This window comes from Variovorax sp. MPBD4-3, assembly GCF_058809745.1.
Genome location: NZ_JBXASW010000018.1, coordinates 76,990 through 89,830 on the forward strand (window position 1 = coordinate 76,990; position 12,841 = coordinate 89,830).

A 12,841-nucleotide genomic window follows, 5' to 3' on the forward strand; every position below is an offset into this window, starting at 1 on the left:
CGCACGTTCCCCAACTGGCCCGACCAACATCGCAACAACCTTTGGCAATGGCGCACTTCGGCCTTTGTACGCGCAAAATCCCAGCGCGTTCACTTGGACTAAGCAGACCAACGAAAGCTTGGATTTGCGCGTCGTCCAAATTGAGCCCAAGTCTGTGAGCGCTGCATCCCCACGATGAGACGATGAGTTGGCGATCGCGATGGCTTACAAAGCCAGTGGAATTAAAAAGTGGGAAGTGGGTTGCGCACTCGCTTCTTCTTTTGTTTGCACTGGCTCTGATCGCCCCGAACTTCATCGCGGTACTTAGCGCCGCCAACATCCTGGAAGCGTCTTACGCAGAGAGCATTGCCTATGCAATCTGCTTCTGGGCGCTGGTTTTCGCTGTCGTGCCCCGCCTTTGGATGGGCCTTGTCGTGGCGGCTGTATGTTCGCTTTGGTGGCCGGCCGAAGTCTTTTTGCGCTTGAACTTTGCGCAGCCAGTGACGCCGACTTTCGTCGGCATGGCACTGGATACGGACGTACGTGAAGCGTCTGAGTTCTTGGTGTCGGCAGGATGGACAGCTTTGCTTCCGGCCGTACTGTTTGTCAGCGTTGCCTTTGTCTTGGGACGTCATCTGTATCGCAGGAGCTCTAAATGGACACACCGTTCGCGCCGATGGGTCTTGTTCGCTGTTCCGACTATCTTGACCACATTGATGCTGTCTCATGTAGATATAGGCGATGCAAGCGCTGCGGGGGAACCTTTCGCAAACAGGGCTGGCAGCATGGCGGCAGTCTTGGCAACGGTCTACCCGCTTGACCTGCCGCTCTCGGCAATCTGGATACATCAGGATGCTTCGGTCATTCGGCAGCTTAGAGCAGAACTGAGAGACTTCAACTTCAAGGCGAAGCTTTCCGATGTGCATCCGGATACGGTTGTTCTAGTGATTGGAGAGTCCTCACGCTCTGATCGATGGCGGCTTTTCGGCTACGGGCGCAGGACCACGCCAAGGCTGTCCGCGATGAGCGACCTGATCCTTTTTCCCGATGTGGCTACGCAATCGGTGGCTACACGATATGCCGTGCCTAACCTCATCTCACGGCGGCCGTTGCTGACGAGCGATGGCAAAGTTGCTCTCATTGTGGAGCCGTCTATCCTGGCGGCGATGAAACAGGTAGGCTACCGAACCTCCTGGTTGTCGAATCAAGGTGTGGGAGGCTTCTACGAGAGCCCTATCGCGATGTACGCTGGCGATGCGGACGAGGCGATCTACCTCAACCCGACAAGCTACGACGCTCGTGGAACCTACGACGAAGCGTTGCTTGCGCCATTGCGCCGAAGGCTGGATACCGAGGGTAGAAAATTCATCGTGTTGCATACGCTTGGCAGCCATTTTGATTTTTCGCATCGCTACCCGTCTTCCTTCGACATTTACCGCCCCTCGTTGACGACCGTTCCCGCACAGGACGGCATCAAGCAAAACACCTCGCTCGCGGCACAGATCAGCAACGCCTACGACAACAGCATCCAGTACACAGACTCGCTTCTGTCGCAAGTCATCGAAGCCGTCGATCACAAGGGGGATGCGGCAGTGGTGATGTACATCTCTGATCACGGGCAGGATGTGTTCGACGAGCAATGCAAGGCGAAGAGCATCACGCGAGCATCAAGTCATTCGTTCATCGTGCCAGCATTGATCTGGTCGAGCGCCAAAGCCAGGCAGCGGATTGGTGACCGACTGTCCGCGCTCTCCGATTCGCGAACCCAGCCCAAGGTTGCCAATAGCGTGCCCCAGACACTGCTCGATCTCGTCGGGGTGGCAACGCCCTCAGAGGCGAGAACGCCCAGTTGGTTTGATCAAGAGCATGGACCTCGAAAGGTCTACTCTGCACAAGGATGGACCGACTTCGACAAGTCCGCCGCACGAGATTCATGTGAGATCAAGCCATAGCCCAAACTGCGGCGTGCCCAACGAGTAATCGTTGGGCCTCGATCTGCAGGTCGGATGGGCCGGAGACGATGAAACTTGTCTCACGACAAGCCTGAGCGGCGGCAATCATTTTCCAAGATCTGAATTTGCCGCCCACTCATAGCTTTGCGAGCTATCTGAATCGGATTTCCGAACAGGGAACGCGCGCTCAATCAATCGTCGGCACTTCCCGCCAGTTCAACAACCTCACTCCCGTCCCCTTGCCGAAATCGATCGGCGGTTGGTTCACTTCACCCTTCACGTTGCCCGCGATGCCCTGCATTCGGCCGTTGTTGTTGATGATCTGAATGTCCGTGATCGCGCTGCTGTAGCTGACGTATGCCGCCCCCGTCGTCAGCGCCGTCGTGCCGGACCCGTAGTTCACGGCGTAGATGCGGCTTTGACCGGAGGGGCTGCAAGCATCGCCGGTAGTCAGCAGCGTGGAGAACACCACGATCCCGTTGAAAGAGGTCGCCCCCAGCGTCACGCGCCAAGTGATCCCCGAAGTCGCATCCTTGCCCAGGTCGAGATACCAGCCCAGCTGGGTTCCCAGGTTGAACGCGTTGGTGCCTGTCAGGTTGGCCTCGGTGAGCGCACCCAGGTTGCTGCGAGTGATCGGATAAGTGCCGCCGGTGCCGAAGCTCGTCGCGTTGCCGTCGATGATCGCGTAGAACGACTGACCCGCTGTCGAATTGATGTCCACGGTGTCGAGCAGCTGGCCTGTGCCGAACAGCACATAGCGCTTCTTGCTCTTGGGATCGATTTCAATCAGCGGCTGCGTGGTGATCGGTTGGGCTGTACCGCTGGCATCCGCCAGGGTCGCAAGCTTCAACGGGGCAGGGTAAGAGCCGGTGCTGCCCTTCGCCGCCGTCACGTCGAAGCGCCAGAGCTGCCCGTTCAGGTCGCCAGCGTAGAGCGCGTCGGCTGTGCCATCCGTGAAGTCGGTTATGTAGGCGGTCAGTTGCGTCAGGCCTGCCGACGCGTTGCCCGTTTGCACTTTCTCCAGCAGCGCTCCGGTTTTCGGGTTCACGAAGTACACATAGCCGTAGCCATCGGTGTTGTTGTAGCCCGAGGTGAGGACCACGACCCAGCCGTATTTCTTGGTCTTCAGAACGACCGGCGCACCAAAGCTGTAGCCCAGGGTATTGCCGACGCCTGTGGTAGCGCTGGAGAATTCCCAAAGCACCTTGCCCTTGATGTTGGCCTCGGTGGTCATGTTCGCGGGGTCGGTGACGTCGATGGCGTAGAAGCCCTTGCCACCCTTGCCAAGGCCACCGATCAGCACGGTGTGCCAGTCCGAGTTGTTGCCGGTGGCGGTAGTGGTGAAGACGCCGCCGGCAGTATTGAAGTCGATGTCGAAGGTCTTGGGCGATGCGTCGACGTAGTACCGGTGTTCGTAGTCCGGGTTGCCGAGTTGTCCCAGGCCGTTGAGCGCCGGTGTGGCGGGGCTGCTGGGGCCCGAGAACAGCATGCTCGGCACGTACGCGAACAGTTCCTGGCCGGCGGTGGTTCCGGTCAATGCGCCGTTGAATGCGTGCATCATGCCGTCGTTGGCACCCGCGTAGACGATGGTCGGTCGGGAGGCGTAGTCCGTCTTGAACTTCGCATAGCCGGGGTTGACCGTGTTCGAGAACTGGCCCGAGGGAGGGCCTACCGGTGTGACTTTCGCATTCACGATGTCGCCGAGCAGCAAGGCACGGCGGCGATAAGGCTTGGTGTCGTCGGTGGTCGTCTTTTCCTTGCTCCGGTCACCACGCAGGTAGTTCAGGAAATCGCTGCTGTCATCGCCTGTCACCCATGGCGTATCGAGGGCGGTGACTTGGTCCGAGGTCAGGTTTGCCTTGCGGAAGGGCACGCCTGCGGTCCCGTTCCAGGTAACCACTCGGCGTGAGGTATCCCAGCCGGTACCGGCAAGTTGGTTTTCCAGCGTGGTGGAAGTGTTCCACATCTCCGCGAGGGTCGGTACGCCGGCCGGGAACGTGAGCTGGCTGCCGGAGAGCACGCCGGTCCATCCGTTCGAGTCGTACTGCGACGCGTAAGACGCCGCGCCGGAGGACGACACCTGCGGGCTGGACAGCGAGAACGACGTGGTGAACGACTTGATGGCGTTGGCAATGCTCGCGAATGCCTTCGTCAGGCCATCCACCATCGAGTCGGGCCGGCCCGCGGTGAAGTAGTTGTCGGGCCGTGGCTGGGTCGTGCCGCCATTGCGCGTGTCGGTGAGCATGTCGCCGCTGGTCGCCCACCAGGTTTGCGGGATGGTGCCGGTGAACGTGTACGGGTCGAATGTGCTCTGCATGCCGGCGGGTATCTTGAGACCACCGAACTTTGCGGCCAGGTAGAACTGGTTATTGGCCTGGAAAGCCTGTTCGAGCACGTCGACCCAATAGGTCTGCACGGTCTGCTTGCCGATGGAGTTCGGCTTGTTTGCGTCGTCGGGCCGGATGTCCTTGGTGTTGGCGTCGTAGGCTAGGCCGGCCATGAGCGCCGAGTTGTTGCTGCAGCAGCCGTTCGAGATGTTGGTGCGCGTGCCGAGGTCGTTTCCCATCCCCTGAAGCTGGCCGACCTTGTTGGTTGCCGTCACCGCATTGACTGTCTTGTCGGCCGTGACCGCCGCCGGCATCGCGGGTTCGTTGGCGTTGTTCGTGTTGCCGGGCACGTTCTTGTCGGCGTGCGTATAGATGTCGCCGATACCGAGCACGAAGTTGCGTTGGCACGAGTACTGGATGGGGTCGTCCCAATTGGTGATGACCGGAAAGCCATCGAGGCGTTTCGCCGTCGTGTTGGTGTCGGTGGTGTTGAGGTTGCTCCATTCCGGCACGTTGCCCAGGTTACGGTAGTAGCGAAGCGCCGCGTAGTAGAGCTCGCTGACCGGGTCGTTGGACTTGTAGTTGCCGGGAATGATCTGGCCGAACTTGTTGAGGTAGTTGATCACTCCGCTGTCGGCAATGGTCACGCCGTTGGCGGAGGTGGCCGTGGCGTCGGCCGGGTTGGGGTTGCGAACGAACACGCCGGTGTTTTCGTCCCACTCCTTGTTGGAATTGGTGGTGTCGGGAAGCCCGGGCACCGGTTGCTGTGGTCCCACGAACTTCTGGCGTGCGCGCATCACGCCGCCATCGCGGCCGTTGCCGTCCTCGTTGAGGTAGCCGAAGGCGCTGAAGCGCATGCGGCGCGCATACTGCTGGATCAGGCCCTCGGGCTTCCAGTTGTTGCCGTACTGTTTGCAGTTGCTTTCCACGCCGCCGGGAGCATTGGGGTTGCACACCCTGTTGCGCATCGTGTAGTCGTTGGTGACCGCGGCACCGATGTCGCTGGTGAAGGTGCTGAAGCCGCTGTCCGTGGGTTTTTTCCACAGGAACTGCATCACGGCACCACCCGAGTTCTCGTAGTACTCGATCTTCACGTCGAAGCTTTGCCCCGCGACCAAGACGACCGTGGCGTCGTAGTTGGTCGGGCCCTGATCGATCCACTTGTCGATGACCAGCAGTCCGGAAATCCACAGACGCACACCGTCGTCCGCGCGGACGCGGAAAGTATAGGTGCCGGTCGTGGGGGCGACGAAGCTGCCCGTGAAGCGCGCCGCGAAGTTGTCTGCGCCGATGCCCGTCACGGGCGCGCCGGAGCCCCAGTCGTGGTCGACGGTGTCCTGTGCAACCGTGACGGTCGCCGAGCCGGTGAGCGTCTTGTTGGCGTTGTTGTAGTACTCGCCCTTGAGTGAAGCGCCGGAGGCCGTGATGCGCATTGCATATTTGCGGCCGTTGACGGAGATGCCGAGGCTTGTTGCGTTGCTGAATGGCGTGGCGCCCGCAATCTCGGCGGTGGGAAGGTTGCGGTCGTCGAACAGGCCTTGTCCTGCGTGATAGCCCTTCTCCAGGATGGTGTCGGTCGCAGTGTCCACCACGCGCCGGCCGCCGGTCATTGCCCAGCGGAACGGGTCGATGGTCGCCGTGGCAGCCCAGTTCAGGAAGTTGCCGCTCCACTTCGTGCCGTCGCATTTGCGGTTGGTGGCTACGGCTGTAGGGTTGAAGAAGCTCTTGTCGCCGGTGTTGGTCTCGTTGGGCGTGGTATCCACCACGTACGAGTAGCACTTGCCGGGGTCGAAGTAGCCCAGAAACGTGCTGGTGCTGGCGTAGGCGGCGGTGTGTGCGGTGCGCGATGCTGTGGGCCATTCCACAGACAGCGTCAGCGCCAGGTTGCCGGGCACGTTCGACGTGGCGAAGACGGGCTGGTCGGCGAGGCTGGCTGCATCGGCTGGTGCCTGAACGCCAAAGAGCGCGCCGACGAGCGCTATCGCGCAGGTCACGCGCGTGCCAAGGATGGATATGTTGTTCATTGTTCTTCCGCGATGCGTTACTCGGGCTTCGTGAAGGAGGATTGCAGAAAGACCTGCGTGTCGCGAGGACCGTCGACGCGCACGCTCAACCGGTAGACCAGCGCCTTGGGCGGCGGTGGACGCCCCGATTCCTGGACGCTGCCACCGCGCACGTCGCTGGTGGACGGGGCGTACACGCACGTGCTCTTGCTCGCGGCACCGCTGGTGTTGCAGAGGCGGTCGATGAGGTAGCGGATCTTTACCGCGTCCGTCCGCACGATGGTGTCGGCCGCCTTGGCGTTGTAGAGGTCGTCTTTCAGGAGCGCGAGCGGAATGCCGCGATCATTGGTGTCCAGCCTGACCGCGCTGTAGTTCGATGCGGTCGCGTCGTTGTAGTCGGCGCCAACGGCGGACAAGGTGCCGCCGGTGTTGAACAGTGCCAGTGCCTTGACTGCCGCCTGCTCGCCCTGATTGACGAGGTCGCGCTTGAAAGCCAGATTGCCGGCACTGGAGAGAGTCGTGTTCATCGAGCGCATCACGGCAACGCCGCCTGCGAGCAGGATGACGAGAACGATCAGGCAGATCAGCAGCACGACGCCGCGCTCCCGGCGCTGCCGGTGCAAGGAAGTAATCATGATTTGGGCAGCAACAGGGTGTTGCGCAGCGGGATGGTGAATTCGACGACGCGGTAGCGGTAGCGGCGGTCGTCATTCGTGAGGGTCACGGCGTCGCGCTTGATGCCCGTGTCGCTGAACATTTCAGGGATGGTCTGCGATACGGGATCGCGTTCGAGGGTCGCGCTGCGCAGGATCAGTCCCACGCGCACGGCAACCACCTGTCTGCTGAGCTTCCCGTCCGTCATCATGGTCTTGATGTCGAAGCCCGTAGCGTCAGGTGCCTTCCAGGTGTCGATGATGCCGTCCGTGTTGGTGTCCAGCCCATAGAGCGCATGCATTTCCATGACGCCGTCGGCCAGGGTCTGAGGGGTGTCGGTGCCATCGCTGCGCAGCAAGTCGTAGCTGACCAGCGTGTTGTTTGCACCGATGCCGAAAAGCTGAAACTGCACGTTGTTGGCCGTACCGCTGCCCAGCGGCGTGAGGTAGGCGCTGCCGCTGGCCGCCAGCGAGGCCAGCGTGGTGCCGACGCCTGCGGTGTAGTAGGTGCCGTTGAGCGTGGCGAGTTCGTTGTTCGCACTGTCCACGAATGAAGAGTCGACCTGCTCGAGCAGACAGTCCGTGCTGCCGACCTGGCTGACCAGCGCGATGTCGTTCTTCTTCAACTGTACGGTGTTGTCCAGTCGAACGATGTTGTCGCTGGCACCTGCCGAAATGATCGGGCGTGGTACGTCACCAGCTGCGGCGTTCCCGCCCATCACCATCAGCACGTCGGACTTGCCGTCTGACGACTGCCCCTTGCCGATCAGCAGCGGTGCGATACGCAGATCGGCGACCCCGGTGGCGTTGCCGAGGAATTTCTCGAACGGCACGGGGAAAACCGTGGTGCGCGGCAGGATCGCTGTGTTGCTGCGCTTGGCCTGCAGCTTGCACCCGAACACGCCCAGGTCCCACGATTGGATGAAGCCGGAGCCGGCGCTGCGCACCGCACGGTCCAGCAGATAAGCGGCGTAGGACCCGGATTGATTGATGTCGTTGACGGACGTGGTCGTTCGCTTTGTCGATTCGCCGAAGATCACGGCGCTGGTCACTGCCAGCGTCACCACCAATGCGATGACCATGGCAACCAGTAGCTCGATCAGGGTGAGGCCGCGTTCGCGCATCGCGCGGCGGGCTTGCTGAATGCTCATCAGGGCAGCTCCACATGGGTTGTGAGTTGACTGCCCGTGCTGCGCGACGGGGCTTGCCAGGTGATGGTCACGTCGGCCGCCTTGCCTGTTCCGGCAACGGCCACTTTTCCGACTCCGTTCGGCAAGCCGCCGGTTTGCGGCGCGGCGACACGCAGCTTCCAGGCATCCAGCGCCGCAGCTGGAACTGTGGTCGATTGGTTGAGCCACATCAACGCGACCACTTCGTTTGCAAGCAGCGCTGCACGGTTGCGGTCTTCGGCGTCCACCGAGAAGCTCACGGCACGTGCCTGCAGGCCGATCAGGCCCAACAGGCCCAGGGAAAAGAGCAGCACCGACACCAGGACTTCAAGCAGAGCGATACCGCCCTGGTTGCGGCGGCGAGTTATTTCGCTTGGGTTTTTCATCACTAGGGGCAGCCGTCGGGCTGAGTGTCTGAAAGGGTTCGCGCCGGGTCGCACATGCGGACTTGCCCGCCGAGCGCGACGAGCACGCGCAGTGGTCGGTCGCCAGTCTTGCTGTCGCTCATCGCGATGTCGTATTGGACGGCTGCTGCCGTGCATTTGGCGCTGGTGGGGCCGGGCGTGTCGTTTGCCACGAGACGGCCTATCGAACTGAAGCAGATGGATATGGGGCCGGAGATCGCCACGTTGGAGCCGACATCTCGCAGGATGCCTGCTTCGACAAACGCCGCTGTCGCATCGGAGTCGGCCGGTACCACTGTGCTGATGGCCCAGTTGCTACCGTTGGCCTTGGCCGTATAGCTGGTATTGGTAGGGCTGCCGTCGGTCAAGGAGAAAACCACTTGACGGCTGCGCCGGGTGGCTTCCGTTTGCGCCTGCCGCAACCCGTTTTGCAGCGCATCGCTGACCGTGCGGATCTTGTTGTTGCGTACCCAGCCGAGCATGGATGGCGTGGCGAGCGCGGCGAGCAGCGCCATGATCGCCACCACCACGATCATTTCAACCAGTGTGAATCCCTTGTGCCGCGCAGGGTGACGGCGACCGGTCATGACGAGGGGCATGCTTGCCCCTTCTTGACGATCCAGTCAGTGGCACAGGACGTTGTCCAACCCGACCACCCTGAAGGCATGCCTGTCGTGGCGCGGATGTTCTGCTCGGTGATGGTGTAGACGACACCGTTGGCTGGTCCGCTCCCCGTGGCGGTAAGCGTGAACGTCGTATCGGTCGGCACAACGGTCGCGCAACTGATCACGAAGTTGCCGAAAGTGCGCTGGCTGGCAGTGATGCCGGCGTCGCAAGGCGGAAGGATGGTGGCGCTGATCTTCTTGTACGTGCGGTTGTCCTGAAAATACCTCTCCATGTTCGCGCGCATGGTGGCCAGACCATTTGTGCCATCCACCACGTACCCGCGCCGCACATAGTCCTGATAGCTCGGAATGGCGATCGCTGCGAGCACGCCGATGATCGCCACCGTAATCATCACTTCGATCAGCGTGAAGCCATGCGACCGGGAGCGGACGATCCGGCTTCGAGCAGATTGCTGTTTCATCAGAAGACGCCTTTCATCCCCTGACCGGCAGCGCCGGACACAGGTTGTAAACAATTAACAAATTCTGTTAATTGTTGTTCTTGAGTGTTTACATCTGCAAAACCTCTCGTCCCCCGTCGATGACCATTCGTCGGCAAACCGCCCGGCACCTGGGACTGGTTGATGTCCTGTGCTGCATTGCTCTACTGCCGCATCGCGTTAATAACTTTTGCCGGTCATTTGAAGGGCAAGCAACTGCGAAGGCATTTGCTGAGGATGGCCAATTCCGAGGACACGTGGACTGCAACCTGATTTTTCTCGGTAGCGTTGGAAGTAATGCGAAAGCGTCAAGCGGTCACATTCAGGCGACAAACGGCAATTGAGTACTTTCAAACTCACCTAGCATCCAGGACACATATAGAAACAGTGATGCAAGGGAGAGGTGCCACACATGGCCTGGAGGCGCAAAGCATTGCGGTGCGGCGGGTTCACGCTCGTCGAAATGGTGGTCGTCGTCGCGATGCTCGGGATACTGCTGGCGCTGGCCGTGCCGGGTTTTGTCGCGATGCAGCGGAACTCGGCGGCGGCGACGCTCGGCAATGAGTTCGTCATGGCGGTGGGCTTCGCGCGTGCCAAAGCCATCGCGACGAACAAGTGCGTCACCGTCTGCGTGCCGGCGGACATCACCGTCGCCGATCCCACCTGCGCCGGCAGAGGGGCCGAATGGAGCGGCGGGTGGATCGTGTTCTCCAACCCCAAGTGCGACAGCGTTGCCGACGACGACACGGCGCGGCTGCTGAAGTTCTACATCGGCAAGGCCAACGGTCCCACGCTGACCGCGCCCACCGGCAAGGTCGCGGCGCTGCGCTTCGACGCGCGCGGGCGCTCGAGCCTCACCGCCCAGCAGTCGCTGGGGCTCGCGCCTGTGGGCGCCTCCGCCACCAAGGTGGTGTGCCTGGACGTGATGGGCCGCGCCCGCGTCGGCAACGTCGGCGGCATCAGCTGCGACGACAGCAATCAAAACTAGGCGGGACGGCGAATGATGAATCGCGCTCGGCAATCGGGTGTGGCGCTGATCGAGGCGCTGGCGGCTCTACTGATCTTCTCGTTCGGGCTGCTGGGCACCGCCGGCCTGATGGCCGCGGCGACGAGATACCAGACCGGCAACGAGGCCCGGCTGAATGTTTCAGCGGTCATCGACGACCTGTCCGAAAGGATCCGCATCAACGTACCCGGGGCAAACGGCTATTCGGGCCTGGTCGGCGGTGTCGCCGCTTCCGGGTCGGGCTATCAGCTGACCGACGACTATTCGACGCAGGCCGCCGAGGCGGTGACCGTACCGTCGAAGAATTGCCTGGCAGCGGTCTGCACCCCGGCGGAACTGGCGGCCTACGACCTCGCGGCCTGGAAAAACATTCTTCGCACGGCTTTCCCGGGCGGGGCGGGCTACATCACCGGCAACATCTCGTCCGGCTTCGTCGTCAGCGTGATGTGGTTCGACAAGAGCGCGACGGACAAGGCCGGCGATGCGATCGAACCGGCCGTCTGCACCGACGAGGCCGACGACCGGCAGACGGCGTCGGCCCGCTTCTGCTGCCCTGAGGGAGCCTCGGCGCCTGCCGGCGTGCGTTGCTACACCACGAGCGTTCTGCCATGAAGGCGCGTGCCCACAGGTCGCGCGGCCTCACATTGGTCGAGCTGCTGGTTGCGATCGCGCTCGGGCTGCTGCTGGCGGCCGTGGCCGGCTATCTGCTCGTTTCGACGAACCGGGTGGCAAGGGCCATCGACGCCCGCGCAGAGCAGCAGGAAGCCGCCAACATCGTGCTGGACATCATCGGCCGCGACCTGAAGAACGCGGGCTTCTATCCGGCCAGCTTCGCGGCCTCGGCCGGCTCTTCGCGCTTGCCCGGCGCCTACTCGAACATCGTGTCGAGCTCGAAGAACGCGTTCGACCAGGGCATCTTCGGCTGCAGCGCGGCGCTGTTCGACGTGGCCAGCGGCACCTGCCCGGCAGCCGGCACCTCGGCGCCTGATTCGCTCGTGGTCAATTACTTTTCCGCGGACAACTTCGGGATAGAAGGCGTCGGCACGCGGAAGGATTGCCTGCGCCAGGACGTGGAACTGGCCACTTTCGGCGGCGCCGAATACAACAAGGACCGCGCCGGCTCGGGCGACAAAGGCACCGGAACCGTGGTCTTGCCGCTGTTCATCAGCAACGTCTACGGCCTGGGCGACAGCTACACCTACACGCAGGACGGCAGGTCCATCACCACCCGCAGCTTTCGCTGCGCGGGGAACGGGCCCAACACCAAGCCCCACCAGCCCATCGTCCCCGGCGTCGTCGAACTGAGGTTTCGCTACGGGGTCGCCGAGGCGAACACGCTCGAGTCGCCCGCGCGCTTCTTCACCGCAACGGAAGTCAGCGCACAGCCGGCAGCCACCATCGACGGGCAGAGCAAGACCGCCTGGCAGCGCGTGGTCGCCGTGCAGGTGTGCATCGTGACCAAGACGCTCGATGCATCGGTGAGGCAGACCTCGAGCGGCAGCTATGTGGACTGCGACGGCGTCTCCCGCAGCTTCTCCGGCGCCGATCGCGCGATCTACAAGCAGCAGACCCGCATCTTCGGCGTCCGCAACAACCTCACGAGGACGTTTTGAGCAGCTTGCACCGCCCCGCCGCCCAGCGCGGACTCGCATTGGTCATCGTGCTGGTGTTCATCGTGATCCTGTCCGGCGTGGCCGCCTTTGCCGTGCGGCGCGTGATGTTCGGCGAGCACATCGCACGCAACGTGCTCGACATGGAAGTTGCCAGGCAGGCCGCCGAGGCCGCCTTGCGCGATGCGGAGCGAGACATTTCGCTGGCGGACGACGTGACGGGCGCCGCCTGCCCACGCGGGGACGACCGCCCCATCAAGTCGGCCTACAGCGAGCCGAACTTCGGCACCGACTGCCCCCGCGGGCAGTGCCGCTTCGGCGAGCAGACGCCCGCTTCCTACTACGCGGACAGCAACGCCAAGTCGAAGACCAACCCCGAACCGTGGTGGCCCGCGGACAGCGGCGGCGTCGGCTGGAAGGCGAGCCCGCCTTCCGGCTGTGCTTTCAGCGGGGGCGTCCCGCTGGGCACCTTCACCGGTACGCCGGGCGTCAAGGGGGTGTCTCGCCAGCCTGAATACCTGATCGAGTACATGCAGCGCGGCGAAGAAATCTATTTCAGGAACACCGCGCGCGGCTGGGGGCTCGACCCGAATACGGAAGTCGTGCTGCAAAGCTATTTCAAGCGAAGCTGAA

The 12,841-nt window shown here is 62.3% G+C and carries 11 protein-coding genes; 5 read left to right on the forward strand and 6 right to left on the reverse strand.

The genetic code is table 11. The annotated features are described in order from the left end of the window. Positions 1-182: 182 nt before the first annotated feature. Positions 183-1,931: a phosphoethanolamine transferase gene (locus AC1RVW_RS13795; protein ID WP_493200521.1), complete on the forward strand. Its 1,749-nt coding sequence runs from the start codon at positions 183-185 to the stop codon at positions 1,929-1,931. Positions 1,932-2,118: 187 nt separating this feature from the next. Here AC1RVW_RS13795 and AC1RVW_RS13800 read toward each other — a convergent pair whose 3' ends face one another. From AC1RVW_RS13800 to AC1RVW_RS13825, 6 genes are read right to left on the reverse strand one after another with little or no spacing between them, the layout of a single operon-like run. Next, positions 2,119-6,282 carry a PilC/PilY family type IV pilus protein gene (locus AC1RVW_RS13800; RefSeq protein ID WP_493200523.1) on the reverse strand — a complete coding sequence of 1,388 codons (4,164 nt, stop codon included), beginning with the start codon at positions 6,280-6,282 and terminating at the stop codon, positions 2,119-2,121. Between the two features lie 17 nt (positions 6,283-6,299). Then, the gene (locus AC1RVW_RS13805) at positions 6,300-6,896 is read right to left on the reverse strand and encodes a pilus assembly PilX family protein (protein ID WP_205367689.1); all 597 of its coding nucleotides are present in this window, start codon (positions 6,894-6,896) and stop codon (positions 6,300-6,302) included. Continuing rightward, positions 6,893-8,065 carry a PilW family protein gene (locus AC1RVW_RS13810; RefSeq protein WP_493200525.1) on the reverse strand — a complete coding sequence of 391 codons (1,173 nt, stop codon included), beginning with the start codon at positions 8,063-8,065 and terminating at the stop codon, positions 6,893-6,895. Before AC1RVW_RS13810 ends, AC1RVW_RS13805 begins: the two co-directional genes overlap by 4 nt. Then, positions 8,065-8,469 carry a prepilin-type N-terminal cleavage/methylation domain-containing protein gene (locus AC1RVW_RS13815; RefSeq protein ID WP_106936377.1) on the reverse strand — a complete coding sequence of 135 codons (405 nt, stop codon included), beginning with the start codon at positions 8,467-8,469 and terminating at the stop codon, positions 8,065-8,067. Before AC1RVW_RS13815 ends, AC1RVW_RS13810 begins: the two co-directional genes overlap by 1 nt. Before the next feature lie 2 nt (positions 8,470-8,471). Next, on the reverse strand, positions 8,472-9,086 hold the full coding sequence (locus AC1RVW_RS13820) for a pilus assembly FimT family protein (RefSeq protein ID WP_106936378.1): 615 nt from the start codon (positions 9,084-9,086) through the stop codon (positions 8,472-8,474). After that, entirely contained in the window at positions 9,071-9,574 is a 504-nt protein-coding gene (locus tag AC1RVW_RS13825; protein WP_106936379.1) for a type IV pilin protein, read from the reverse strand. The genes AC1RVW_RS13820 and AC1RVW_RS13825 overlap by 16 nt, the downstream gene beginning before the upstream one ends. 430 nt (positions 9,575-10,004) lie before the next feature. Between AC1RVW_RS13825 and AC1RVW_RS13830 the strand changes: the two genes are divergently transcribed. The 4 genes from AC1RVW_RS13830 to AC1RVW_RS13845 are packed head-to-tail and all read left to right on the forward strand — an operon-like array spanning position 10,005 to position 12,840. Further along, positions 10,005-10,580, forward strand: coding sequence for a GspH/FimT family pseudopilin (locus tag AC1RVW_RS13830; protein ID WP_493200528.1), 576 nt, complete (start codon positions 10,005-10,007; stop codon positions 10,578-10,580). A 12-nt stretch (positions 10,581-10,592) separates the two neighbouring features. Continuing rightward, a complete protein-coding gene (gene pilV / locus AC1RVW_RS13835; RefSeq protein WP_493200530.1) occupies positions 10,593-11,210 on the forward strand; it encodes a type IV pilus modification protein PilV in 618 nt (205 codons plus the stop codon). Beyond that, on the forward strand, positions 11,207-12,211 hold the full coding sequence (locus AC1RVW_RS13840; RefSeq protein ID WP_493200532.1) for a PilW family protein: 1,005 nt from the start codon (positions 11,207-11,209) through the stop codon (positions 12,209-12,211). Before pilV ends, AC1RVW_RS13840 begins: the two co-directional genes overlap by 4 nt. Then, positions 12,208-12,840, forward strand: a complete 633-nt coding sequence (locus AC1RVW_RS13845) for a pilus assembly PilX family protein (protein ID WP_493200533.1) — start codon at positions 12,208-12,210, stop codon at positions 12,838-12,840. The genes AC1RVW_RS13840 and AC1RVW_RS13845 overlap by 4 nt, the downstream gene beginning before the upstream one ends. Position 12,841 lies beyond the last annotated feature (1 nt).

Bases quoted from the DNA above. Each gene is read 5' to 3' on its own strand.
- AC1RVW_RS13810 (WP_493200525.1), bottom strand. From the start codon at position 8,065: ATGAGCATTCAGCAAGCCCGCCGCGCGATGCGCGAACGCGGCCTCACC.
- AC1RVW_RS13830 (WP_493200528.1), top strand. From the start codon at position 10,005: ATGGCCTGGAGGCGCAAAGCATTGCGGTGCGGCGGGTTCACGCTCGTC.
- AC1RVW_RS13820 (WP_106936378.1), bottom strand. From the start codon at position 9,086: ATGCCCCTCGTCATGACCGGTCGCCGTCACCCTGCGCGGCACAAGGGA.
- AC1RVW_RS13840 (WP_493200532.1), top strand. From the start codon at position 11,207: ATGAAGGCGCGTGCCCACAGGTCGCGCGGCCTCACATTGGTCGAGCTG.
- AC1RVW_RS13800 (WP_493200523.1), bottom strand. From the start codon at position 6,282: ATGAACAACATATCCATCCTTGGCACGCGCGTGACCTGCGCGATAGCG.
- AC1RVW_RS13815 (WP_106936377.1), bottom strand. From the start codon at position 8,469: ATGAAAAACCCAAGCGAAATAACTCGCCGCCGCAACCAGGGCGGTATC.
- AC1RVW_RS13825 (WP_106936379.1), bottom strand. From the start codon at position 9,574: ATGAAACAGCAATCTGCTCGAAGCCGGATCGTCCGCTCCCGGTCGCAT.
- AC1RVW_RS13805 (WP_205367689.1), bottom strand. From the start codon at position 6,896: ATGATTACTTCCTTGCACCGGCAGCGCCGGGAGCGCGGCGTCGTGCTG.
- pilV (WP_493200530.1), top strand. From the start codon at position 10,593: ATGATGAATCGCGCTCGGCAATCGGGTGTGGCGCTGATCGAGGCGCTG.
- AC1RVW_RS13795 (WP_493200521.1), top strand. From the start codon at position 183: ATGAGTTGGCGATCGCGATGGCTTACAAAGCCAGTGGAATTAAAAAGT.